This is a genomic window from Streptomyces sp. SID14515 (genome assembly GCF_010548505.1).
Lineage (GTDB): Bacteria > Actinomycetota > Actinomycetes > Streptomycetales > Streptomycetaceae > Streptomyces > Streptomyces caviscabies.
The window spans coordinates 24000-48933 of record NZ_JAAGMH010000099.1; the positions used below are offsets into that span (position 1 = coordinate 24000).

General features: G+C 72.0%; 16 protein-coding genes. 3 read left to right on the plus strand and 13 right to left on the minus strand.

Annotated features, from left to right (window positions below):
• Nucleotides 1-116: 116 nt before the first annotated feature.
• Genes G3I54_RS22350 through G3I54_RS22370 form a run of 5 tightly spaced genes read right to left on the minus strand, consistent with a single transcriptional unit; the run spans nt 117 to nt 11869 of the window.
• Nucleotides 117-3401: a non-ribosomal peptide synthetase gene (locus G3I54_RS22350; RefSeq protein WP_164616653.1), complete on the minus strand. Its 3285-nt coding sequence runs from the start codon at nt 3399-3401 to the stop codon at nt 117-119.
• A 51-nt stretch (nt 3402-3452) separates the two neighbouring features.
• Nucleotides 3453-4712, minus strand: coding sequence for an MFS transporter (locus tag G3I54_RS22355; RefSeq protein ID WP_164616654.1), 1260 nt, complete (start codon nt 4710-4712; stop codon nt 3453-3455).
• Nucleotides 4709-5968 (minus strand): condensation domain-containing protein, encoded by a 1260-nt coding sequence (locus tag G3I54_RS22360; RefSeq protein WP_164616655.1) that lies wholly within the window; start codon nt 5966-5968, stop codon nt 4709-4711. The genes G3I54_RS22355 and G3I54_RS22360 overlap by 4 nt, the downstream gene beginning before the upstream one ends.
• A complete protein-coding gene (locus G3I54_RS22365) occupies nt 5958-9215 on the minus strand; it encodes an amino acid adenylation domain-containing protein (RefSeq protein WP_164616656.1) in 3258 nt (1085 codons plus the stop codon). Before G3I54_RS22365 ends, G3I54_RS22360 begins: the two co-directional genes overlap by 11 nt.
• 59 nt (nt 9216-9274) lie before the next feature.
• On the minus strand, nt 9275-11869 hold the full coding sequence (locus tag G3I54_RS22370; protein WP_164616657.1) for an amino acid adenylation domain-containing protein: 2595 nt from the start codon (nt 11867-11869) through the stop codon (nt 9275-9277).
• A gap of 221 nt (nt 11870-12090) precedes the next feature.
• Here G3I54_RS22370 and G3I54_RS22375 point away from each other — a divergent pair, with 221 nt between their 5' ends.
• Nucleotides 12091-12807, plus strand: coding sequence for an alpha/beta fold hydrolase (locus G3I54_RS22375; protein ID WP_164616658.1), 717 nt, complete (start codon nt 12091-12093; stop codon nt 12805-12807).
• Nucleotides 12808-12894: 87 nt separating this feature from the next.
• Here the strand turns inward: G3I54_RS22375 and G3I54_RS22380 are convergent, their stop codons facing one another.
• Genes G3I54_RS22380 through G3I54_RS22415 form a run of 8 tightly spaced genes read right to left on the minus strand, consistent with a single transcriptional unit; the run spans nt 12895 to nt 21957 of the window.
• Nucleotides 12895-14427 (minus strand): AMP-binding protein, encoded by a 1533-nt coding sequence (locus G3I54_RS22380; protein WP_164616659.1) that lies wholly within the window; start codon nt 14425-14427, stop codon nt 12895-12897.
• A 7-nt stretch (nt 14428-14434) separates the two neighbouring features.
• Complete coding sequence (locus G3I54_RS22385) at nt 14435-15112, minus strand: 4'-phosphopantetheinyl transferase superfamily protein (RefSeq protein ID WP_164616660.1); 678 nt, start codon at nt 15110-15112, stop codon at nt 14435-14437.
• Nucleotides 15109-16482, minus strand: a complete 1374-nt coding sequence (locus G3I54_RS22390; RefSeq protein ID WP_164616661.1) for a lysine 2,3-aminomutase — start codon at nt 16480-16482, stop codon at nt 15109-15111. The genes G3I54_RS22385 and G3I54_RS22390 overlap by 4 nt, the downstream gene beginning before the upstream one ends.
• Nucleotides 16479-18155: a carbamoyltransferase C-terminal domain-containing protein gene (locus G3I54_RS22395; protein WP_164616662.1), complete on the minus strand. Its 1677-nt coding sequence runs from the start codon at nt 18153-18155 to the stop codon at nt 16479-16481. The genes G3I54_RS22390 and G3I54_RS22395 overlap by 4 nt, the downstream gene beginning before the upstream one ends.
• A 54-nt stretch (nt 18156-18209) precedes the next feature.
• Nucleotides 18210-19334: an acyl-CoA dehydrogenase gene (locus G3I54_RS22400; RefSeq protein ID WP_164616663.1), complete on the minus strand. Its 1125-nt coding sequence runs from the start codon at nt 19332-19334 to the stop codon at nt 18210-18212.
• Nucleotides 19327-20526 (minus strand): acyl-CoA dehydrogenase family protein, encoded by a 1200-nt coding sequence (locus tag G3I54_RS22405; protein WP_164616664.1) that lies wholly within the window; start codon nt 20524-20526, stop codon nt 19327-19329. The genes G3I54_RS22400 and G3I54_RS22405 overlap by 8 nt, the downstream gene beginning before the upstream one ends.
• Complete coding sequence (locus G3I54_RS22410; RefSeq protein WP_164616665.1) at nt 20523-20774, minus strand: acyl carrier protein; 252 nt, start codon at nt 20772-20774, stop codon at nt 20523-20525. Before G3I54_RS22410 ends, G3I54_RS22405 begins: the two co-directional genes overlap by 4 nt.
• A 22-nt stretch (nt 20775-20796) precedes the next feature.
• On the minus strand, nt 20797-21957 hold the full coding sequence (locus tag G3I54_RS22415) for an acyl carrier protein (protein WP_164616666.1): 1161 nt from the start codon (nt 21955-21957) through the stop codon (nt 20797-20799).
• Between the two features lie 467 nt (nt 21958-22424).
• Here G3I54_RS22415 and G3I54_RS22420 point away from each other — a divergent pair, with 467 nt between their 5' ends.
• Together G3I54_RS22420 and G3I54_RS22425 are read left to right on the plus strand one after the other, a co-directional pair.
• On the plus strand, nt 22425-23144 hold the full coding sequence (locus tag G3I54_RS22420; RefSeq protein ID WP_164616667.1) for a maleylpyruvate isomerase family mycothiol-dependent enzyme: 720 nt from the start codon (nt 22425-22427) through the stop codon (nt 23142-23144).
• A gap of 80 nt (nt 23145-23224) precedes the next feature.
• Nucleotides 23225-24889 carry an AMP-binding protein gene (locus G3I54_RS22425; RefSeq protein ID WP_164616668.1) on the plus strand — a complete coding sequence of 555 codons (1665 nt, stop codon included), beginning with the start codon at nt 23225-23227 and terminating at the stop codon, nt 24887-24889.
• Nucleotides 24890-24934: the final 45 nt, after the last annotated feature.

Consider the following 24934-nt stretch of genomic DNA (forward strand, 5'->3'; position numbering starts at 1 on the left):
CGTCACCTCGCTGTACGTACCCTCCACACCGGGCAGCTCATGCCGTGCGCTCCGAGCCGTCGCGGGGGCTGTGTACGGGGCCGACCGGCCCCTCACCCCCCGCCGGGACGGGCGGCTCAGGCAGCGGTACCGGCGAGTCGATCGAGTGCCGACTCGAAGGCCTTGAGAAGCACCTCGCCCTCGCCGGGCGGCAGTACGGAATCCCGGTGCTCCAGGCGTCCCGAGAGGCGGCCGGGGGCCCGGAGCAGCGACAGAGTGACAGCGAATTTCGCCCGGTCCGGGGTGACCGGCACGACCTCGGTGTCAACGCCGTCCAGGCACAGCGCGGGTTCGTCGTCCACGCTCAGATACAGCCGGGGGAAGTCCATCGGCAGCCGTGCCGTCCGGCGCAGCGTCTGCACCAGCCGGGAGAACGGCACATGTTCCTGGACCGCGAGGGCGCGGTCGGTCAGGGCACGGGTCGCGGCGAGCAGCTCCGGGCCGTCGAGGTCCTCGGTGGGGACGCCGGCCAGCAGCACGGTGTTGACGAAACAGCCCACCACCTCCGCGGCCCGGTCCGGCTCGCGCCCCGAGACCGCGACGGCCAGCAGTGGGTCCGGCAGGCCCAGCACCGTGCTCAGAGCTTGCCGGTAGGCCGCGCAGATCAGCACGAAGGGCGGGTGCCCGGTGGCCGCCGACGTGCCCTCGACCCGGCGGGCCAGGTCGCCGGGGAGGGTGAACTCGACGGCATGGGCGACCCCGGCCCTCGACCAGTGGGCGGGCTCGGCGGTCACGGAACGGTCCACCGCGCCGCGCAGCGCCTCCGCGGCCTCGGCCAGGGCGTCCTCGGCCGCAGGGGCTGCGTCGGACCGGAGGCTCGCCGCGTTGAGGTCGCACACGGTGACGGGGATCTCGGCCGCCGCGGCCCCGGGTCCGTCGTGGAAGGACCCGAGGTCACGCAGGAACTCACGCAGCGACCAACCGTCCATGACGAGGTGGTGCCAGGTCAGCAGCAGGACGTTCACGCCGTCGGGGGCGCGGAAGAGAAGGACGCGCAGCAGCGGTCCGCCGTCCAGCGGGACGGGCCGGGCGGCCTCGTCACGCATCAGGGCCCGGATGCTGTCCCGGTCGAGGCCCGGGGGGAGGGAGCGGACCACGAGCCGGATGTGATGGCGATTCAGGACGAGGTGCGGTTCGCCGTCGTCGAACTCCACCGCCGCGCCCACGGCCGGATGCCGCTGCGCGGTCCTGCGTACGGCGGCGGCCAGCCGGTCGCTGTCCACGTCACCGTGGAGTTCCAGGCAGTAGGACTCCAGATAGAGCAGCGGGTCGGGGCTGAGTTGCTCGTGCATCCAGATCGCCCGCTGGTTGGCGCTCAGCGGAGCGGACCTGCGGCCGTCGCCCGAACGGGCGGGCGGTGCGGCGTGCGGTGCCCGGGCCAGGGTACGTGCGAGGTCCTCGGCACAGGCGGCTTCCAGGACGTCGGTGGCGGTCATCGCCCTGCCGGTCAGCTCCCGGAGCGCGGCCGCCGCACGGATGGCCCCGAGAGAGCTGCCGCCGAGTTCGGCGAAACCGCGCCCGGCCGGGACCGGTGCGTTGAGGACCTGGCGCCAGGCACGGGCCACCGCGCCCCGTACGGAGTCGTCCTCCGGCAGGTACCGCGCCCCGTCCTGCGGCGTTTGTACGGCCGCTGTGGACAGGGCGGTGAGCGCGGCGCGGTCCAGCTTGCCGTTGGGGGTGAGGGGGAACGCCTCCACGGTGCGGACGACAGCCGGGACCATGTACGCGGGCAGGAAGCGGCCGGCGTACTCGCGCACCGCGTCGCTCTCGGGGCGGCGCCCCGGAGCCGCGATGACATGGCAGATGAGCCTGGCGTCGCCGGGGGTGTCCTCATGGACCGTCACGACCGCCCGCTCGATGTCCGGGTGACCGCCCACCACATGCTCGATCTCCGCCGGTTCGATGCGGTGGCCGCGTACCTTCACCTGGAAATCGACACGGGCCAGGTACTCCAGGGTGCCGTCGCCGCCCCGCCGGACCAGGTCGCCGGTCCGGTACATACGGGTGCCGGCGGGGCCGAACGGGTCGGCCACGAAACGCTCCGCCGTCAGGGCGGGGCGGTGCAGATAGCCACGGGCGAGGCCGTCCCCCGCGAGGTAGAGCTCGCCCTCTGCCCCGTCCTGGACCTCGTGGAGCCCGTCGTCGAGGACGTAGGCCTGGGTCCTGCGGACGGGCCGGCCGATCGAGGACGGGGCCGCGCTGCCGTCCACCTCCTGGGCCGTGGACCAGATGGTGGTCTCGGTGGGCCCGTACAGGTTGACCACCCGGCGTCCCAGTCGGCGCATCCGCTCGCCGAGCGCGGTCGGCAGAGCCTCACCGCCCACCAGCATCCGCAGGCCCCCGAGCGCGTGGGGGACGTCGGTGACCAGTGCCTGCCACAGGGACGGCGTCGCCTGCACGGTGGTGGCCGCGGTCCGGTCGATCAGCTCCGCCATCGCGAACGGATCACGGACGTCCCGGGCGGAGGCGATCACCACCGCCGCGCCCTGGAGCAGCGGCAGATACATCTCCAGGCCCGCGATGTCGAACGCGATGGTCGTGACCGCAAGAAGCCGGTCCCGCGGTGTGAGTCCCACCAGTTCGTCCATGGCGATGAGGAAATTGCGCAGTGCCGCACGGGTGACGACGACACCCTTGGGCCGGCCGGTGGAGCCGGAGGTGTAGATGACATAGGCGGGCCGGTCCGGCAGCGCGCGGGGTCGGGGGGCTCCGCCGCGCTCGGCGTCGCCGGGTTCCGCGGACGGGTCCGCGACGAACAGCGGGTACGGCGCGTCCCGGCCCGCGGCTCCCTTCGCGGCCAGTTCCGGCGTGGTCAGGAGCACCTTCGGGGCGGCGTCGGCCAGAACATGGGCTATGCGGTCCTGCGGATACTCGGGGTCCAGCGGCACGTAGGCCGCACCGGACTTGAGCACGGCGAGCAACGCCACGAGAAGGTCCGCGGAGCGCGGCAGCAGCAGCGCCACCAGGTCCTCGGGCCCCACGCCCCGACGGACGAGCCGCCCGGCCAGCTCCTCGGAGCGCGCGTCGAGTTCGGCGTAGGTGAGCGACGCCGTGCCGGACAGGACGGCCGGGGCGTCCGGGGTGCGCCGCGCCCACCTGGTGAACCATTCGACGGGGCCGTCCTCGGGCGGCGCGTCGGGGCGGGCCGCCCCGTCCGGGGCCGTCGCCCGCCGGAGCGAGCGGGGCCGCATGTCGCCCCACCGCGCGGTGATGTGGTCCAGGCATCCGGCACGGTCGGACGGTCCGTGCACCGCCCGCCAGCCGTCGGGCGTGGCGGTGTTCGCGGGCCACAGCGAGTGCTGGTCCTCGTCGTTGGTGAGGACGAGATACCTGTGGCCGGAAGCCTCGAAGGGGTTGGTCATATGTGGTCTCCGTGGAGGTCGCCGCGGGGTCACGTCCCTGCGCGGGCTGGTTCAGGCGGTCGGGGCGGCGGGTTCGCGCGCCGGCTGCGGGCGGGCCGCTCCCCGTTCCCTGGCCGCCCCTGCGGCGAGGTGGCCCAGGCCGGTCAGCGCGCCGAGGGCCAGGCAGCCCAGCCACAGCGCGCTGCCGCCGTGCTGGAGGACGTAGCCGCCGACGGAGGGACCGACGAGTCCCGCCACGTTGTACGAGACGGTGAAGAACCCCTGGTAGCGACCGCGCATGTGGTCCGGTGCGAGGGAGGCCGCCAGGGCCGGTCCCGTCGAGGCGTTGAGCATCTCGCCCGCCGTCCAGATCAGGACCGAGACGATGAACACGGCCAGCGAGTCGCCGACGGCCAGCAGGCCGAAGCCGCCGCCCATGAGGACCGCTGCCAGAGCGAGGACCCGCCCCGGGCGGCGGCCGCTGATCAGTCGCGGTACGAACAGCTGGCCCACGACGATGGCGATGCCGTTGAGCGCGATGAGCCAGCCGTACGTGGCGGGCGGCAGCCCCGCGTTCTGGACCGCGAGCGGCAGCGTCGACATGTGCTGCATGAACACCACGGAGAACAGCACGGCGAGTCCCACGAGCGCCAGGAAGGACCGGTCGCGCAGCACCAGGGCCATGCCGGTGCCACGCTTCTCGGCCGGTTCCCCGGCGTCCGCCGGTGACGGACTCGGCGCCGGTCGCGGTTCGGGCACGCAGAAGTAGACCAGCAGCGCCGCCACGAGCGTGGTCGCGGCGTCGAGGAGGAACAGCAGGGTGAAGTCGACCTCGATCAGGAAACCCGCCATGGCTCCGGCCACGGAGAAGCCGAGGTTCACCGCCCAGAACTGGAGCGAGAACGCCCGCGGCCGGTCCTTCGGCTCGGTGAGGTCGACCATCAGCGCCCCGGCCGCGGGCCGCACCATGTTGCTGGCGGTGCCGACGGCCACGGCGAGGACCAGGATGGTGAGGTGGTCCCGTGCGTAGCCGAGGGCCACCATGCACACGACCGTGACCAGGTTCCCGGTCAGCATGGTGCGCCTGCGGCCGAGGAAGTCCGCGACGAACCCTCCGGCCAGGGTGCCCACCATGCCCCCGCCGCCGAACGCCAGTCCCACGACAAGGCCCGCGAAGGAGGCGGAGAACCCTCGCTCCCGCGTCAGGTACATCGACATGAACAGGATGACGAAGGAGCCCAGTTGGCTGACGAGGAGACTGGCCCAGAGGAACCAGAAGGCCCTCGGCAGCCCTTCGGTGGCCCCGGCGATGCGCCTGCGCAGCCCGGTCATGCCCCGGCCTCCGTCACCGCTTCGGCGACGCGCCCCGCGAAGCCGTCGCCGAACACGGACGCGTCGGCGACCAGGCGCACCTGGGCGGAACGGGCGTCGGCCCGCTCGGTGCCGTAGACGCGCAGCGCTCCGTGCAGCCGATACGCGCCCATGGGCGGAACGTCGAGGGGGGTGCCGCTATGGCCGTCCACGTGAGGCGGTTCCTGTTCGACCAGGTAGTTGAAGAGGGCGTAGGGAGGCAGTGGTTCGCTGGGGACGTACCGGGCTCCGTACCACTCGGGTTCCAGCCGGCGGACCACCTCGGCGTGATGGAGGTGATGGCCTCGCAGGGCGCGGAAGGCGGCATCGGCGACATCCGCGACGAGCTCCGGGGCGGTGTGGGCGACGGGGAAGGTGGCGGGCTGCCAGTTGGACAGGAACCCCGCCATGTTGAGCTTCTCGTCGTTCGAGCGGCGGGAGCTCTGCAGCAGCACCGTGAACGGGTCCTGCCCGGGGACGAGGTCCAGGGTCCTGGCGGTGGCCGCGGCCACCGATGCCAGCACGGTGGCGGAGCGGCCCTGCGGATGGCGGGCGTGCGGACAGGCCGGATCGAAGACGACGGTGCAGTGGGCGGTCTCCGCCCGTACACCGGCGCCTTCGGGACGGTGCAGGCCCGTGTGCAGGGGCGGATAGGTGCGGCCGCCGGTGGTGCGCCGCCAGTACGCCAGGGCCTTCTCACCGGCCGGACCGGCGGCCGCCTCCAGCTCTTCGCGGAAGAAGGCGTCCGGGGCGGCGGGCGCGGGCCCGGCCGGTTCCTCGCCGCGCAGCAGGGCGAACAGGTCGGCCACGACCCGGCCGTAGCTGTGCCCGTCGATGACCAGATGGTCGATGCTGAGGCCGAGCAGCGTCCTCGGTCCTGCCGGGCTGTGGACGAGGCGGGCCCCTGGCCCGCCGAGGAGGTCGACGGGCGCGCACAGCTGTGTGAAGAAGGTCTCGGGCGGGGTGCTGACGCAGGTGTCGTCGGCCATCGTGACCGGGCCGCGGCGGCAGCTGAAGACGCCGTCGCCTTCTTCGGCGAAGAGCGAACGCAGCGTCGCGTAACGGGCCATCACCTTGGCCCAGGCGTCCCTGACGCGTTCCTCGTCGATCGCGGCGGGGAACTCCCAGGCGAAGGTGGGCTGGTCCTGGCTCGGCGTGCCCGCCGCCCACAGGGTGAGCCGTTCGCGCTGGGCCGGGGAGACGGGTACGGACTCCGTGGCGGTCGGGTCAGCGAGCATCGGCCCACTCCTCGCGGAATCGGCGCAGTCCTTCGAGGAAGAGGGGTGCGACACGGGCGCAGAAGGCCGGGTCGGTCTTGGTGGCGTCGGCCCTGATCGTGAGCTCCCAGTCGGTTCCCATCGGCCGCCGTGCCACTTCGACGACCACGGGGAAGCTGGTGCGGTCGCAGGACCACCAGTCGGCCACGCGAAGCCGGCGCAGTGCGTCGAGGTCGTCGAAGGACCGGAAGTCGGTGTAGTTGAAGAGGACGGAGAAGGGCGCTTCGCCCGTCGCGTTCCGGATGTCGGCCATCGGGAAGCGTCGGTGCGGGAGCAGCGCCCGCTCCTGGGCGAAGACATCGCGCACCAGGTCCTGCCAGGTGGCGTCGCGTACGGTCGCCGCCAGGGGGACGCTGTTGAGGAAGAGGCCCAGGGTGCGTTCGCTGTCGGCGGTCTCCGGTCGGGTGTTGGCCACCAGCCCGGTGGTGACGGGCGCGGAGCCTGCTCCGGCGGCCTCGCTCAGGGCCCACAGATGCACGGCGAGGAAGACGGACTTCGTCGGCACGCCGAGCCGGTCGGCGCCGGCCCGCGCCGCGTCGGTCAGGGCGACGGGCAGCGGCAGGCGGACATCGGGTTCCAGCGATGGTGCGGCGGGGGCGGCCCCGGGCGGAGCGGGCGGCGGGACGTGACCGGCGTTCTTCCGACAGGCCTCGGACCAGTACCGCTGTGAGGCGCTGGACTCGCGTGCCGCGCGTTCCAGTTCCACGGCAGCGCGGTACGGCGGTCCCGAGGCCGGGAGCGGTGTGGACCCGCCGACGAGTTCCCGTTCGTAGCCGCTGATCAGTTCGGTCAGGAGCAGGGAGAAGCTCCAGCCGTCCAGGATGCTGTGGTGGGCGGAGACGGAGAGCTGGAAGCTGCCGTCGGCGTGGTCGTGTACGTGACAGCGCCACAGAGGGGCGGCGGAGAAGTCGAAGGGGCGCCGCCACTCCTCGCGCCACCACTCCTCCACGGTGCCCGACGGGGTGCCGGCGGCGGCCGGGCCGTGCAGGTGGAGCACCGCGTCGACGCTTTCGTGGACGAGTTGCAGCGGTTCGCTGTAGGTGCCGAGGTCGAAGGAGGTGCGCAGGACGTCATGGCGCGCGGTCACCGATGCCAGGGCACGGCGCAGAGCGTCTTCGTCGAGACTCCCTTCGATGCGGGCGCTCACCAGGTCGTGGTAGAGGGTCGCGTCGGGGCTGACCTGTGACTCGAAGACCATGCCCAGTTGCAGGAGGGTGAGCGGGTAGGCGTCGACGATCCCGGTCGGCAGCCGGTCGCGATCCTGCGGTGTCAGCAGGTCGAGCGCACGGGCCTCGCGGGAAAGCCGGGTGCCGTCGGACACGCCGCACCGCGTCTGCAGGGAGGCGAGCGTGGGGTGGGTGAACACGTCTTCCACCCGGAGCCGGAGCCCGGCCTCGCGTGCCGCGCCGACGACACGGACCGCCGTGATGGAGTCGCCGCCCAGGGCGAAGAAGTTGGCGTGCGGGTCCACGGCGCTCCGGCCGAGCGCACGCGCCCACACCTGGTGCAGGATCTCCCCCACTCCCGGTACGGCCCCGGGGGCCCCGGCTGCGGAGTCGGAGAGCGCGGTGCGGTCGGCGGGCGGGGCGGGCGCCGGGAGGGACTTCCTGTCCAGCTTGCCGTTGGCCGTCAGGGGGAAGGCGTCGAGCAGGACGACGACAGAGGGCACCATGTGCCCCGGCAGACGGTCGGACAGCGCCTCGCGCAGCGTCTCCTCCCGGATGGCGTGGCCGGGGGCGAGTACCGCGTAACCGACGAGCCGCGGTTCGCCCAGTGCGTCCTCGCCGAGGGCGACGGCCGCCTCGCGGACACCGGGGAGCGCGGCCAGCGCCACCTCGATCTCGCCGAGTTCGATGCGGAATCCGCGCAGTTGGACCTGGTTGTCCAGGCGTCCGCGGAACTCCAGCTCCCCGTCGGGCCGCCGCGCGGCCAGGTCTCCGGTGCGATAGAGGCGGTCGCCGGGCGCGCCGAAGGGGTCGGGCACGAAGCGCTGCTCGGTGAGGTCGGGTCGGTTCAGGTATCCCTGCGCGACGCCCGCTCCCCCGACGTACATCTCCCCCACGTCCCCTGCCGGGACCGGCCTCATCGCGCTGTCGAGGAGGTGGACGTCCAGGTCGCGCAGCGGCTTTCCGATGGGGCTGTGCCGTGCGTCGCAGTCGAAGGCCGTCATGTCCCGGTGGGTGACGTGCACGGTCGTCTCCGTGATGCCGTACATGTTGACGACGCGGGGGCTCAGGTCGCCGTACCGGTCGAACCAGGGCCGCAGCGTGGCGGGTTCCAGCGTCTCGCCGCCCAGGACGACGAGCCGGAGGTCGGTCTCGGGCCATCCGTCGGCCTCCGCCGCCCGCAGCAGCTGGCGGAAGGCGGTCGGGGTCTGGCTGAGGACGGTGACCCGCTGGTCGATGAGAAGCCGCAGGAAGGAGTCGGGGGAGCGGCTGGTGATGTGGTCGACGACGACCAGTCGCCCACCGTGCAGGAGCGCGCCCCATATCTCCCAGACGGAGAAGTCGAAGGCGGTGGAGTGGAACAGGGTCCAGGTGTCGTCGCTCCCCGCGGCGGCGATGCCGAACTCGTCGCGGCAGGCTTCGAAGAGGCGCAGGGCGTTCTGGTGGCTGACCACCACGCCCTTGGGGGTGCCGGTCGACCCGGAGGTGTGGATGACATAGGCGGGTTGTCCGGGCCGCACGTCGCCCACCGGGCCGGTCGTGGTCGCCCGGAGTACGGGGGCCCCTGCCGGGAGGGGGGAGTTCTCCACGGCGAGATAGGCGGCGCCCGCGTCGGTGAACCTCTCGCGGTGGCGTTCCTGTCCCACCACCAGGCGGCAGCCGGTGTCCTCCAGGGTGAAGCGGGTGCGCTCGACCGGGTAGGCGGGGTCGAGGGGAACGTAGGCGGCGCCGGACTTGAGGACGGCGAGGAGCGCGATCACCAGTTCGGCCGACCGGTCGGCGCACACCCCGACGAACTCGCCCGGCCCGGCCCCCTGTCGGCGCAGCAGACCGGCGAGCCGGTCTGCTGCGCGGTCGAGTTCGCCGTACGTCAGATGCTCCGTGCCGTAGCTCAGGGCGGTCCGGCCCGGGGCCCGGCGCACCTGTTGTTCGAAGCCGTGGTGCAGACCTCCGCCCGGTGGTGTGCGGGTCCCGGTTCCTTCCGTCGGCACGGGGGCCCCGGTCGGGGTCGGGGGGCGGGTGCTGTCGTGGAGTTCGTGCATGACACCTTTCCAGTCCTGCGTACCGGCCCGGAGTCCGGGCGTGGGGCGCGGGTTGTGCATCAGGCCGGTGATCCGGTCAGGAACGGCTCCGCCGCGCGGGCGAAGTCCCGCAGGCGGGGGTTTTCCATCAGGGTCCTGATCGGGATGTCCGCGCCGAGGGAGGAGTTGAGACGCGCGACGGCGCGTACGGCCAGGAGCGACTGGCCGCCCAGGGCGAAGAAGTCGCTCTCGGCTCCGACGGGGCGGTCGAGCACCTCGGCCCATACCTCCGCCACGGCAGCCTCGGTGGGCGTGTGCGGGCGGGCTCCCACCGGCCGGGACGCGCCGGGTGCGGGCAGGGCCCTCCGGTCCAGCTTTCCGTTCGGTGTGGCGGGCAGCCGGTCGAGGACGACGACTTCGGTGGGGACCATGTAGGCCGGCAGGGCCTGGGCGAGCCGTTCGCGCAGGGCGTCCGCGTGGAGACTCTGACCGGGTACAGGCACGGCGTAGGCGGTGAGCACGGCTGTGGCCCCGGACCCGTGGACGTGCGCGACGGCTGTGCCGACCCCGTCGATCGTGTTCAACGCGGCTTCTATCTCGCCCAGTTCGATGCGGTAACCGCGCACCTTGACCTGGCTGTCACAGCGGCCGAGAAACTCCATGGTGCCGTCCGCCCAGAACCGGGCGCGGTCCCCGGTGTGGTACATGCGCGCCGACGGGGTGCCGGCGAAGGGGTCGGGGATGAACTTGCGGGTGCTCAGCTCCTCGTCCCCGAAGTAGCCCGACGCCAGACAGGAGCCGCCGATGTAGAGGTCGCCCGGCACACCGACCGGCGCCGGGCACAGGTCGCCGTCCAGGATGTAGTAGCGCGCGTTGTCGATGGGACGCCCGTACGGGATGCTGCTCCACCGCGGGTCGACCTTGTCGACGCGGTGGAAGTTGGACCAGATCGCCGCTTCCGTGGCGCCGCCGAGTGATACGACCTCGGCACGGGGGAAGGCGGCCCGTACCGCGTCCGGGAGGGTCACCGGAATCCAGTCGCCGCTGAGGAAGACCAGGCGCAGGGCCGCGGGGCGGCTGGAGGCGCGGGCGCCGAACAAGGGCTCCAGCTGTTGCAGCGCCGCCGGTGCCGAGTCCCAGAAGGTGACGGGTTCCCGGTCCAGGATCTCCAGCAGCCGCTGAGGATCGCGGGCCTCGTCGTCGTCGGCGAGGCGGATGCTGCCGCCCGCCGCGAGCAGGCCGAACACGTCGTAGACGGAGAGGTCGAAGCCGAAGGCCGTGATGAACAGCACCCGGTCCTCGGCTCCGATCCCGAACGTGGAGTTGACCCAGCGGATCAGATTGACCACGGGGGCGTGCCGCAGCAGGACGCCCTTGGGAGTACCGGTGGAACCGGAGGTGAAGATGACGTAGGCGAGGTCGTCGGGGGTGGCGCGGCGGGGCGTGGGCGCGTCCGTGGCAGGCGGGGCCGCCGCCGGGGTGACCGTGACGGTGTCGGGCGCGACCCGGTCCGGGAAGGCTTCGTTCCGCGTCTCGCCGACGACCAGCAGGTGGCGCAGGCCAGGCAGGTCCCGGGCCAGCTCTCCCAGTACGGGAAGCCGTCGCACGGTGCACACCACGACGGAGCAGTCCAGTGCGGAGAGCAGGTGGCGGATCCGTTCCTCGGGCAGCGAGGACTCGATCGGTACGTAGGCCGCACCCGACTTCAGGATGCCGAGCAGCGCGACCACGCTGTGGACCGTGCGGTCGACGTGCAGGGCCACGAAGTCTCCGGGGCCCACCCCTCGGGCCGCCAGGTGAGCGGCGAGCAGGTCGGCGTCGTGGTCCAGTTCGGCGTAGGTCATCGCGGTGTCGCCCTGGACGAGGGCGACGGCGTCCGGAGTCCGCGCGGCCTGGCGTTCGACGAGCTCGTGGATGCAGACGGGGTCGTCGACGGGCACGGCGGTGTCGTTCCACGTGTGCAGGATGCGGTCCAGCTCGTCCCAGGTGTGCAGCTGGAGTTCGCTCACCCGGGCGTCCGCGTCGGCGGCGGCCAGGCTGTCGCAGAGCTGCCCGAAGTGGCGCAGCAGACGGGCGGCGTCGCGCTCCTCGATGCGGGCGGTGTCGTGGTCGAGGCGCAGGGTCAGCGGGGAGGCGGTGGTGACGGTCGCCTCGACGGAGGGCTGGATGTCCGTGTCCGCGCCGGCCCGCCGGCCGACGCGGTCCGTCAGGTGCAGCACCTTGTCGTACAGCGCTTCCGCCGTGGGCAGTTCGCCGTACGCGAGCATCTCCCGCGGGGCGGGCCGGGTGTGCGCCGGATCGGGCAGGGCCGCGGCCACGGCGCCCAGGAGATCCCTGACCCGCTGTCCGCCGCCGGGTCCGATGCGCATCGGGGCCACGGGGTGCCGGGCCCCGTCGGCGGCGGACCGCGCGATACCGAAGAGGACGTCGTCCCCTCCGCCGTACCGCCCCAGGAGCACGGACCACGCGGCGACGACCAGGATCTCGGGGGTCGTTCCGAGGCGGGTGGCCCCCGCGCGCAGAGCGGCGTCGCCCGCCGGGCTCAGCGACACTTCACGGACGCTGCGATCGCCCGGGGCGCCGGACGGGTGCTCGATCCCGAGGACGAGCGCCTCGTCGTACCCGGAGAGGCGCTCACGCCAGTAATGCTCCGTATCCAGCGCTGTGCGTTCCACGCTCACCCTTCTTCCTCGCCGATCCCCGGCCATTTTTTTCCGCATCGCGAAATTGCATTTTCAATAAACGAAACGGTAGTCAAAGTTCCCGATTGCCGTCAAGCATGATTACCTGATCAGGCACGGACGATCGGCGTGCCCCGATGACTCCCCCGCCATCCTTCCGCCCCTTTTGGAGGTATTTTCCAGTGAATCCCCGACCCTGGCTCACCGGAATTCCCGTGGAGAATCCAGCGATCCGGCTGTTCCTGTTCCCGCACGCGGGCGGTTCGGCCTCGGCCTACGGCTCCTGGCTGGACGCGGGCCCCCGGGACATCGAGATCCGCGCCGTCCAGTACCCGGGCCGGGAGAGCAGGCTGCGCGAGGAACCGCCCCGCAGCATCACCGGCCTCGCAGGCCCGCTGGCCGCCGCCGTCGCTGCCGAACCGGCCGGCCCGCCCTGTGTGTTCTTCGGTCACAGCATGGGCTCCCTGGTCGCCTTCGAAGTCGCGCGCACCCTTCTTGAACAGGGCTTTCCCGGGCCGAGGCAGATGTTCGCCGCCGCCTGCGCCGCCCCTGCGGGCAGCCGTCGGCAGGACGTGAGCCTGCTGCCCGATGAAGGGTTGCTCGACTGGGCGAGGAGCCACGACGACGCGAGTGCGCAGGCTCTCGCCCACCCCGAGCTCGCTGCGCTCGCACTGCCCGCGCTGCGCGCGGACCTCACCGCGGTCGAGACCTACCGGGCCGCCCCGGGGCCTCTCCTGGACTGCCCGATCACCGTACTGACCGGAAAGGAGGACTCTTTGCGCGGCACCGAGATAACCGGCTGGCGGGATTGCACGAGCAGCGTTTTCGAGCACCACGAATTTCCCGGCGGACATTTCTTCCTGAGGTCACCGGAAAACAATGTGCTCGCTTTTCTCACGGACCGGATCGCATCCCGCTCCCCGGAGAAGTAGACGGCCCGACGGTCTTCGGTTCAGGTCGGCCCCGGGGTCTCTCCTCGCGAAATTCTTTGCTCGCAGGAAGGCCCTCGGGGCCGGTTCTCATCCCTCTCCCTCACGTTCCAGAAGTCCGGCCACCGCCGACCGGTCGACCTTTCCGTTGGCGTTCAGCGGCAGGGCGTCGAGGGCGGTCAGGGACTGGGGAACCATGTAGGCGGGCAGCCGCTCCCGCAGCGCCGCGTGCACGGCGCCGGGCGACGCATCCGCGCCGTCCGTCACATAGCCGGCCACCAGCCGCGGGCCACTCGTCGTGGCCCTGGCCAGGACCACGACGTCGAGGATGCCCGGCTGCTCGCGCAACGCGGCCTCCACCTCGCCCAGTTCGACGCGGTAACCGTTCACCTGGACCTGCTGGTCGAGGCGCCCCAGATGCACCAGCACACCGGTCCCCGCCTCGGCGACCCGGTCGCCGGTGCGGTACCAGTGCTCCGGGGTCAGTTCCCCCGCCGAGCGGTACGGCACGAGACCGGGCGTCAGGAACCGTCCCGCGTCGTCGGTGCTGTCGAGGTAGCCGTCGAAACGCTGGGGGCCCCGCACGCACAGCTCCCCCTCGTGCAGCAGCGTTTCGACACCCGGGTGCGGTGTGCCGATCGGGACCGTCCCGTTGGAGGTGCGGGGCCACTCGGCCTCCTCGTCGGGCAGCCGGTAGGTGGCGCAGGTGACGGTGAGTTCGGTCGGCCCGTAACTGTTGTGGACGCTGCTCGACGGGGCGGCCCGTCGCCAGGCCCTCGCCTGCCGGTAGGTCAGTTGTTCCCCGCAGAAGAGGCTGTGCCTCAGGCTCGGCATGCTGCCCGGCACCAGCACCCGCAGCCGGTCCGCCAGCGTGATGACGGAAGGCACCGAGTTCCAGTGGGTGATGCCCTGTCCACGTACGAACCGCACCGGGGCCAGCACCTCGTCACGGGTCGGCACCACCAGCGCGGCCCCGGACCCCCAGGCGACGAACATGTCGAAGACCGAGGGGTCGAAGGTCAGGTCGAACGTCTGCGAGAGACGGGCGCCGGGGCCGGCGTCCCAGCGCGGGATCATGTGATCGAGATGGGCGCCGACGTTGCGGTGGCTCACCGGGACGCCCTTGGGCGCGCCCGTCGACCCGGAGGTGAAGAGGATGTAGGCGATGGCGTGCGGATCGGACGGGGGCGGCAGGGACCCGGCGTCCTTCTCCTCCGCGCCTACCGCGGCCCCGTCCGAGGGGTCCCACACCGGCACCCCGGTCCCCGCGAGATCTCCACTGCCGTCCGTGAGGACCGCGTCCAGTCCTGCCGCCTCGGCGATGAGCCCGTTGCGCCGTGCGGGGAAGGCGGTCCCCAGCGGCACCACCGTGGCCCCCAGCCGCTGTACCGCGAGATACCCGGCGTAGGCCGTCACCGACCGCGACGCCAGCAGGCCCACGCGGCGCGGCACCCGGCCGCCCAGGCGCCGGACCAGGCCGGCCGCGATCCGCTCCGCCCCGGCCGCCAGGCCCGCGTAGTCCAGCCGCGTGCCCGCCACCTCCAGGGCGGTCTCCTCCGGGTACGCCTCGACCGTCGACGCGAACCGGTCGTACAGTGTGCGGCTCGTGTGCGTGCTCGTCATCAGCCGGTCATCCTTCCCGTCGGCCCTGCGGGCCGGGTTCGGGGAACGCGCAGCTGAGCGGTGTCGCGACAAGATCGCGGAGGCTGAGCCACCGGTACTGCCGCCACCGGCCCCGCCGAGCGCCCAGTGGTACGTCGATCTCCCAGGGGCGGCCGGCGAGTCCTCGGCCGGCCGCCTTCACGCAGGCTTCCTGCGCGGTCCAGACCCAGGCCAGTTCACGTGCCGCCTCCTCGGCGGGCAGGGCGTTCAGCCGGGCCGCCCCGCTCCGCAGACAGCGCCGCGCCAGTCCTGCTCCGATCCGCCCGTCGGGGTGCTGCACATCGACGCCGACCGGGCGGCCGAACGCCACCGCGGCGGCCACCGTCCCGGCATCGTGCGACACGCTCAGGTGCACTCCGGCGTGGCCCTCCAGAGCGGGTCTGCCCTCGGCGTCCCGGACGATGCGGACGTCCGGGGCGGGCCGGGCGCCCTCGCCCGCGCCCGCCACCGCGGCGCGCGCGAGCAGGCTCCTCACCAGGCCCCGCCCGGCGCAGAACTCACGGGCCCGCCACGGAGGCATCCCCCGGGACTGCGCCACGTCGTCGCGGTGCGCGCCGGGTGCGAGGGCCTCCGTCGCGGCCACGGCCAGCCACACCCCGGAAGCGACCTCCCACCCCGCGGGCCCCGCCCCCCGCGTCTGCGTCATGCGGCTTCGGTCCGCAGCTGCCCGAGCACCGCCGCACGCAGCTCCACCGGCGTCTGCGGATCGATCTCCAGCTCGTGCAGCCACGCCGCGTCGGCCGACCAGCGCGCCCTGAACGGCCGCCCCACCAGGGCGGGATCACGAGCCTGAAGCATCCGCAGCCGGAACCAGCGGCCGTCCCGGGTCTGTTCCACCCCGTCCACGGCCACCTTTCCCGGCGTCGCGGACATCACCGGTCCGCGTACGGTGCGGGCGAGGCCGGGCAGCGTCCGGTAGGCCTCCTGGAAGATCTCCACGGCACGGGCCAGCGGAACCTTGAAGTACTCCTGCGGTCCGGTGTCCCGCTCGACGAACATGTAGTACGGAACAGCCCCGGCGGCCAGTTCGGCACGCCACAGACGGCCCCACACGTCCGGGTCGTCGTTGACGTGCGCGATCAGGGGCGCCTGGCAGTAGACGACCGCGCCGGTGCTCCGAATCCGCCTCAGGGCCTCCTGCGCCAGGTCCGTCTCCAGTTCGCGGGGATGGCTGAAGTGCGCCATCACCGCGAGCTGGCGGCCGGACTCCACCACCTTCGCGAACAGACGCAGTACGTCGTCGGCGTCCTGGTCGGTGACGAATCGCTGGGGCCAGTAGGCGACCGACTTGGTGCCGATGCGGACGGTACGGACGGACTCGACGCCGAGCAGCGGTTCCAGGTGGGTCCTCAGCCGTTCCGTCGTCATCACCATCGGATCGCCCCCGGTCACCAGGACGTCCTGGACGTCTGGGTGCGTTCCGAGGTAGTCGATGAGTCCGGAGGGGTCGGGGGCGGCGAAGCGCAGATCGGCGTCGCCGATGAACTGCGCCCAGCGGAAGCAGTAGGTGCAGTACGCGTGGCACGTCTGCCCCTGGCTGGGGAAATACAGCACGGTTTCGCGGTACTTGTGCTGCAACCCGGGCAGCGCGACCCCGTCCTGCTCGGGCACATTGAGCTCTTGCTGGCCCGAGGGGTGCGGATTGAGCTGGTCCCGGATGGCCGTGACGGCCTTCCGCAGCAGCAGTTTGTCCGCCGGATCGGCGGACAGCGCGGCCAGTCGGCGCTCGTCTCCGCGCGTCAGCATGCCGCTCTGCGGGAAGGTCAGCTGGAATATCGGGTCGTCGACGCCGCGATCCCAGTCGATCAGGTGTTCCAGGACATAGGAGTTGACGCGGAACGGCAGCACGAGGGAGATCCGCCGCACCGTTTCGCGTATCTCCGAGTCGAGTCCGTAGCGCTCGGCGATCTCGTCGATGTGCCGCGGGCCGAAGGCCCGGAAGCGCTCCCCGCCCGGCGGCCGGACGGTCCCGGCGGCGGTGAGCGGGCCGGGGCCTGTGATGAGAGGCGTGGTCATCGCGCCACCTCGGCCGGGTTCTTCTTGACGAACAGCTCGTCGCCGAGCACCAGGAAGTCCAGGTTCATCGACCGGAACGCGGCGAGGGCGTCGCCGCGGGTGTTGACGACCGGTTCGCCCCTGCCGTTGAACGAGGTGTTCAGCAGCACCGGCGGTACGCCCTGCCCCTCCAGGGCGTCCAGCACGGCGCCTACGGCCGGGGCCTCGTCGCCGTGCAGTACCTGGGGGCGGGTCGTCCCGTCCACGTGGACCACCCCCGGGGCGGTCCGCCGGCCGAGGTCGGTCGCCTTCGCGGCCCCGAGCATGTAGCGGCTCAGGTGCTCCTGCGGCTCCCACAGCTCGGCGCCGTACCCGGGGCGGGTCACACCGGCGAACGGACGCCACTGCTCGCGGTCCTTGATGAGGTTCACCCGGTCGGTGACTCCGGCCGTGTCGGGGATCGCGATGATGGAGCGCCGGCACAGGGCGCGCGGGCCCACTTCGGCCCGGCCCTGGGCCACGGCGCCGACGCGGCCTTCGAGCAGCAGCGCCGTGACGGCGTCGATGTCCAGGCCGGTACGGACCAGGCCGGAGGTGTCCGGTGACGCCGACGCACCGTGGGCGCCGCCGTCGATGTCCGTGCCGAGGTACGGGTTCAGCGCCCGCCCCGTGTGCTGTCGCGGCGGATTCACCATCCACGCGGCGCCCAGGGCGACTCCGGCGTCGTGGGGAACCGGCGGTACGTAGAGGGGGCCCGGCAGCATTCCGTTGGTGCTGCAGTTCAGCGCCACACCGCCGGCCAGACACAGGGCGTCGGTGCCGGAGATCTTGCGGGTCATGGCCGCGAGTGCGGTGACGCTCTCCTCCACGACGCGCTGTGCGGTGTACGCGACGAGGACCGCGCCGGGGTCGTCGGCGAGGGACCCCTCCGGCCGGGTGGGCCCGCTCGCCCCGGCGATCTTCGCGTAGCGGTCGCGCCAGGCGGCGACCATGAGGTCGTACTGCTCCTTGATCTCCGTGGCGCTCGCACGGCCGGTGCTCTCCACGAGCGGGCCGACAGCGAGCCGGAAGTCGTCGGCCTCGATGTCCACCAGGGTCTCGACCGACAGCCCCTGGGCCCGGCCGTAGGCGGCGAGCCCCATGGTCTTGCCCGCGTTGAGGAAGGAGAAGCCGAGCCAGGTGGAAGCCGCGTCGTAGGCGTAGCCCAGGGACGCGGTGCGCGGCCAGGTGCGCTCGGAGCGGGGCTCGGCCCCGTACTCGAAGGTCCAGATCGATGACGACTCGTTCTCGCCGTGTCCGTCGACGACGAGGACCCCGGCCTTGCGGAACGGCGAGGAGTAGAAGGAGGAGGCCGCGTGTGCCGCGTGGTGCGGTACCCGCACCACCTCCGGCAGCCGGTCGCCGAAGTCGAGCCCGACGGCGAAGGCGAGGAAGTCGGCGTCGTCCTCGAAACGTCCGGGATAGAGCTGGTCCACATCCCAGCCGATGGCGACGACGTCGATGTCGGCCGCTTCGATGCCCGCCTGGTCGAGGCAGAAGCGAGCGGCGTGGTGCGGCTTGCGGTACAGCGAGTGACGCACGCGGTTGCAGCGCTCCTCCTCGGAGAAGGCGACCACCTCGCCCTCGCCGTTGACGAGGCAGGCGGCTGTGTCGTGCCAGCCGGTGGGGGGCGCGTTGACGCCGAGAATCCACATGGAAGTGCTCCGTGGTCCGTTGGAAGGGGAGGGCGGGCGGGGCCGGGTACGGCGTCAGCCGCCGTCGGGCAGACGCAGACGGTCGAGTTCGTCCTGGGCGCTGTCGGCCACGATGGACTGCACGACTTCGGTGGCACCGCCGCTGATGGCGAAGATGGCCGCCTGGGATCGCAGTCGTTGGACGCCCAGGGTCGAGAAGCCGTGGGAGCCCTGCAGTTGACCGCAGAGATCCATCACCTGGTTGACGGTCGTTCCGGCCGCTGCCTTGAGCAGAGCGGCGGCCGTGTTGTCGTGACCGTCGACGACGCGGTCGCGCAGACCCGCGCACAGCGCCGACAGCTGCGTCACCTGGGTCAGACCGGCCGCGAACCGCTGGCGCACACTGTCGAGGTCCCACAGGGTGCCGTCACCGTGGGGCCGGGCACGCAACCAGGCCAGGGTGCTGTCGAGCGTCGACCGGCACAGCTCGACGGCCCACATGGCGCCCGCCAGGCGCTCGGGACCGATGTGGCGGATGAACGCCGGGAAGCCCATGCCTGTCCGCCCGATGAGGGAGTCGGGGCCGAGCCGCACATCGTGCAGGTCGATGTCGCCGGTGCCGGACCCGTCGAACAGCTCCGTGTCGCTCGGGCGGACCGTCACCCCGGGGGCGTCGGCCGGTACCAGGTACCAGGTGAAGTTCGTGAAGTGCGGACCCGGCCGGTGGCGGGCCAGGACCAGCAGATGGTCGGCGTCCACCGCGTTGTTGATCCACCGTTTGGCGCCGGTGATCCGGATACCGTGCTCCCCGATGTCGGCCCGGGTGCTCAGGGAGGCCAGATCCGATCCGGCACCGGTGTCCGTGGCCGCGAGAGCGATCACCGCTTTCCCCGACAGCGCCTGAGCCAGTGCGGTGGCGCCCGAGCCCGGGTCGGAGGCGAGCAGCGGCAGGGTGGTGGCCGCCTGCACGCACAGGGACATGGTGCTGCCGAAGGAGAACCGTTCACCCGCAGCGGCCAGGACCTGGGCCAGCCGTTCCGGTACGACGCCGGCCGAGGCGTCGCCGTCGGGGAACATCCAGGCGATGCGCCCCGCGGAGCCCAGGGCTTCCCACAGCTGCCGCCCGGTGGCCTCGGGAGGCAACGAGCGGAACAGGTCGCGCAGTTCGCCGGAGGTTCCGGCGGATGTCGCGTCAGACAAAGGACACCTCCCGGTCGAGCAGCGCCAGACGTCCGTCGGCCAGGTGGAGGCGGTCGTTCTTGTAGTTGAGCGCCGCCGACCGCAGATCTCGCAGGCTCTGTTCGAGCCTGGTCGGCGAGTTCTTCAGGTAGCCGTGCTGGAGCCCGACCGCGTCGACCAGGTCGTCGACCGCGGCGAGGCACTGCTCGGACGCGGAGAGCTTCAGCCCGTTCAGGAGCAACTGGCAGGGGGGAGCGGTGATGTCGGGCGCCGTCTCCAGCATCAGGAGGGTGTGCCGTATCTGCGCGTGCACGGCATCGAGCCGCTGGCGCGCGGTGGACAGCCGGGTGAGCAGCAGCTCCGATCCGAGGTCGAAGCGCTTGCGTCCGTCGGGGCCGCGGACCAGGCCGAGGACGCGGGAGAGGGCGCCGGCCGCGGTCCCCAGCCAGGAAGCGGACCAGCCCAGATGGGCGTACGGCCCGAGGACCCGGTTGGCGACGTCCCGGAAGGGCACGTCGGCTCCGACGATCTGGCCGCCGGGTACCGAACCGGAGAGTTTCAACGGTGCGCTGCCGGTGGCGCGCATCCCCATCGGCTGCCACTCCCCGGCGGTCTCCACGGTGAGCTGGTCACGGGAGGCGTAGACGAGCGCGACGTCGTTGTCCGCAGTTGCATCGGCGTTCTTCATGGTGATGAGGAAGCCGTCGGCGTGGGCGCCGCCGGTCACCACGGGGGCGAACCGGTCGATCCGGAGTTCCGCGCCGCTCCGGTGCAGGGCGGCGCGTGCGCTGTAGAGGTGCCCGCCCTTGCCGCTCTCGGTGCTGACCGAGGCCAGGTAGGTGCGCCCGGCGCCGAGCACCGGCAGCAGCTCGTCACGCAGAGGCGGGGCGGCGAACTCCACCGCCGCGGCGACCTGCTGGCAGTGCATCGTGAAGATCAGGGCGGTCGACATGTCGCAGCGGCCGAGTGCGATGCCCGCGTCGACGACGTCACGCAGGCCACCGCCGAGTCCTCCGTACCGGGTGGGGACCACCAGCCCGAGCAGGCCGGTGTCGCGCAGCTCGTCCAGCGCCTGGACGGGGAACACCGCGTCCCGGTCGGCGGCGGCCAGGTGCTGCTCGGCGACGGCGGTCACCCGGGCGATGCGTGCGTCCAGCTCCGGCCGGGCGGCGGTCCGAGCGCTTTCGTGGACGGGGGCGGCCACCGCGCTCATGAGGTCACCGGTTCGCCGGGCAGCTGCGCGTGGACGGCTCGCCACAGGTTTCCCGGGGTGCCGAAGGTGGTGTCGTTCAGTTCGTCGTCCGGGAGGGTGATGTCGTACGTGTCCTCGACGGCGAACAGCAGCTCGATGGAGCGCATGGAGTCCATGCCGAGGTCACGCAGGCTGCTGTCGGCGGTGATCTCGACGGCCGGGTCGAGTTTGAGCTGGCGGCGGAGGAGTTCGATGAAGGCGCTGTCCACAGCGGGTCCTCTCGTGGGCGGGTCAGTGTGAGCGGGTGGCGCGGTGGACGATGCGGCACAGCCCGTCCATGCTCCGCAGGTTCTCCGGTACGAGGTCGTCGGATTCGAGTTCCACGGCGAGCTCCGCTTCGAGGCGGTCGATGATGTCGATCACGCGGAACGAGGTGTAGCCGGGCAGCGCCGCGAGGTCCACGTCCGGTGTGAGCAGGGCCGCGGGGTCGGCGCCGAGCACCCGGCCCACGACGGCGGCGATCCGGCCGCGCAGTTCCTCGGGCGGCCTCGGCGCTTCGGCCGGGCCGGCGGGGGTGGGAAAGACCTGTCGGTCCGCTTCGAGCAGTTCGGCGAGCCGGTCGAGCGTTCCGGCGGGTTCGGAACGGCCCCGGGCCACGCGCCGGTAGGCGACGTACGTCTGGGTGGCGAACCGGTCCCACTGCTCCAGGTGCCGGGACGTCTCCTCCCCCGGGTCGGCGCCTCCGGCGCGGAAGAGGGCGTGGAGCCGACGGGAGCGGGCCAGGAGCCAGGTGTCGCCGGTCAGCCGGTGCAGGGCTCGCTCTCTGTCGCCGTGCCGGGCGAGCGTGCCGATGTAGTCGTCCACGGGTTCGTGTTCGACACGGAGCGCGGGGCGAGTGCCGGGTACGGGCAAGGGCTCGACGTCGTACAGGTCGATACGGCCCAGCAGAGCGACGTCGGCCGGCGCCACGGCCCAGGTGCCGGGCTTGGCCGCGCCCCACTGGGTTTCGTTGTCGTACGCGTCGACGACGGTCCAGGGGCCGTCCGGAACCTCGGGCGCCATCAGGAGAAAGCTGTGGTCCATGTGGGCGCGGCGGAAGTAGGGAAGCCACGTCATCTCATGGGCGTCGGCGACGGCGTACCGCGTTTCGCCCGGTGCCCATGTCTCCCGGGCGAGTCGGGCGCCCGTCGTCGTGGTCCGCGCGCGGACGGTGAGCGCCAGGACTCGTTCCGCTTCGGCCAGTTCCTCCTCCAGGGGCGGGTCGAAGGTGGGCAGGTCGTCCGCTCCCGGGTACCACCGGGAGCTCAGTTTCGATCCGAGCCGCAGATGGACGTCGGCGCCGTGGAAGTGATCGGCCAGTACGGCCAGGTTCGACTGGACGCAGTCCAGCAGTCCGGCCCGGACGCCGGAGATCGCTTCGATCCGGTGGGCTGTCTCCCTCGTGACGTGCACGCGTTCCCCCTTGTATAGGCCGATGCAGACCGCGAACCGGCAGATGGGTCGCCGTGGTCGGAGCTGTGCGGCGCACCCGCGCCGGACGGTGGTGCCCCAGAGGCGGACGGGTTCGGCGGGGAACCGGTCCGGCGAGGCCGCCTGGGGTGCCCATGCCCCGGCGAGCTCGCTTCCGGAGGTCGCGTCCACGGGGCCACGGGTCACTCAACCGTGGATACTTTTCCGTAATGCGGAATATTAAATCCACGTTGCGGCATCAAGTTAGGCCAGTGGATCACATTCGGCAATGCCCAGTGACCCAGATCACCATCGGGCCCCACCGACCTCGCGAGCAGCCCCCGTTACCGCACCCCACCTGCCCGAAGAGCCGGTTGACGGAACGGAGCGTTTCCTCTTAGGGTCCAACCCGCTATCGCTATACGGATACTCAATTCCGCATTGCGGATACCTGAAAGGTTGACCGACTCGTGAGGGCACACCCGCAGGAACGGAAAGCGCTGGATCCGATCGCCGCGTCCACCGAGCGGTTCGTGGACACCGTCAAGGGGCTGTCCCCCGCCGACGTGGCCGGTGAGAGCCTCGTTCCGCCGTGGACCCGCGGCCACGTCATCACCCACGTGGCACGGGCCGCCGACAGCCTGTGCCGCCTTCTCTCCTGGGCCGAGACCGGTGTGGAGACACCTCAGTACGCCGGCATGGACGCACGTGCGGAGGAGATCGAGGCGGGCGCGAAGCGCCCCGTGGACGAACTGGTCGCCGATGTCGTGGAGAGCGCCGCCCGCTTCGAGGCCGCCGTGCGCGCGCTGTCCTCCGCGGCATGGCACAACGAGGTCCGCATGCGCACCGGCGAACTGCGCACACCGGTTTCCCTCGTGCCCACCCGCCTGCGCGAACTGGAAATCCACCACGTGGACCTGGCACGCGGCTACAGCTGCGCCGATGTGCCGCAGGAGGCCGCACGCTGGATCATCGAGGATCTCGTCGAAGCCCAGCGGCACCGGACCGGCGCCCCCGCCCTGCGGATCGAGGCGACGGACACCGGCCTGGCCCTGGAGCTGGCCGCCGGAGGGCCGACCGTGTCCGGGACCCAGGCCGACCTGCTCGGCTGGCTCACCGGCCGCACATCGGGGGCGCTCCTGCGGAGCTCGGCCGGCGGCCCGCCTCCCCCGGCCCCGTACTGGATCTGAACCGGTCCGGACGGACACCTGCCCCGCCGGGCACCCCCGCGCCCGGGCGCTCCCTCATCACCGCCGTACGAAAAGGACCGATGAACCGCGTGGCTCACCCGAACATCGACGCCCCCTCCCAGGAACCCCGCATGCTGCACGAGTTCATGCTGTCGGGCGCCCGCCTCTCGCCGGACGGGACCGCTTTCCTGGAGGCCGCCGAGGACGGCGCCTTCCTCCCGGTGAGCTACCGGGAACTGGAGCGGCGTACCCACGCGTACGCCCGGCTTCTCGAACCGCTCGGGATGGACGTGGGAGACCGCGTCGTCCTGGAGGCGGACACCTCCGCCGACGCGGTCGCCATGCTCCTCGCCTGTTCCCTCCTGGGCCTCACCTTCGTCCCCGTCAGCCCGGAGACCCCCGCCGAGCGCGTGGCGACGATCACCGAACTCGCCGACCCCGCGCTCTTCCTCACCACTGCGGCGAGCTGCCGCATCGAGTTGCCCGAGGGGGTCGGCTCAGCCCGCTTCACCTCGTCCGCGCTCACGGTGCGGACGCGTCCGGCGCACCGGGAACGCCGACGGCGCCGGGCGGTCGGAACCGACCCCGCGTACATCATCTTCACCTCCGGTACGACCGGCCGCCCCAAGGGCGTCGTCATGACGCACCGTGGCATCGTGTCCTACCTGAACATGCTGATCGCCGACAGCGACATTCCGGCGGACGAACGGATCGCCACCACGGCGCCGCTGCAGTTCGACCTCTCCCTCTTCGATGTCGGCATGGCGCTCGGGAGCCGGGCCTGTGTGGTGCCGGTGCCGCGTTCGCTGTTGCGCTGGCCGCGCCGGTTCCTGCGCTTCCTCGACGACGCCGGGGTCACCCAGGTCAACGGCGTACCGTCGATCTGGCGGCAGTCCCTGCGGCGCGAGCCCGATCTGCTGGCCCGGCTCGACAAGCTGCGCACGGTGTTGTTCTCGGGTGAGGAGTTCCCCCTGCCCGAACTGCGCCGGCTGCGCGAACTCCGCCCCGGCATCAGGGTCCTGAACAGCTTCGGGCACACCGAATGCATGTCGTGCTCCCTGACCGAGGTGCCCGATCCCCTGCCCGACGACGCGGTCCGGCTGTCCATCGGCAATCCGCACCCCGGTTCCGAAGGGATGCTCATCGGCCCGGACGGGCAGCTCGTGAGGACCGAGGGCGTCGTCGGCGAGCTCTACCTTCGCTCGCCCGCCATGTTCTCCGGCTACTGGAACGATCCGCGGGCTACGGCAGCCGCCCAGGTTCCCGATCCGCTCGACCACCGCTCCGGACAACTGGTCTTCCGCACCGGCGACTTGGCCTACCGCGGCCCGGACGGCGAGCTGTACTACCGCGGCCGTACCGACTCCCAGGTGCAGATCCGGGGCAACCGGGTGGAACTCGGCGAGGTGCGGAGCCGGGTCGAGGAACACCCCGCCGTCGCCGGGTCCGCGGTGCTCGCCCTGCCGGACGCCGACGGCGAGCCCGCTCTGTTCGCGTTCGTGACCACCGTGAAGCACGCCCGTGGATCCGACGGGGCTAAGACCGGTGCACCGGCCCCGGGCGGCGGTCCGTACGTCTCCGGGGCCGGGTCGCCCGTGGGCGTCGTCACGGGCGAGCAGATCCGCGCCTTCTGCGCGGTATCGCTGCCCGGCTACATGGTCCCCCGGGAGATCCGGTTCCTCGACGAGATACCGCTGACCCAGAACGGCAAGGTCGACCGCGCCGCGCTGCGAGAACGAGCCTGAGCCACCTGGTCGCCCGAGCCCTCCCCTAAGCAACCTGAGCAACCG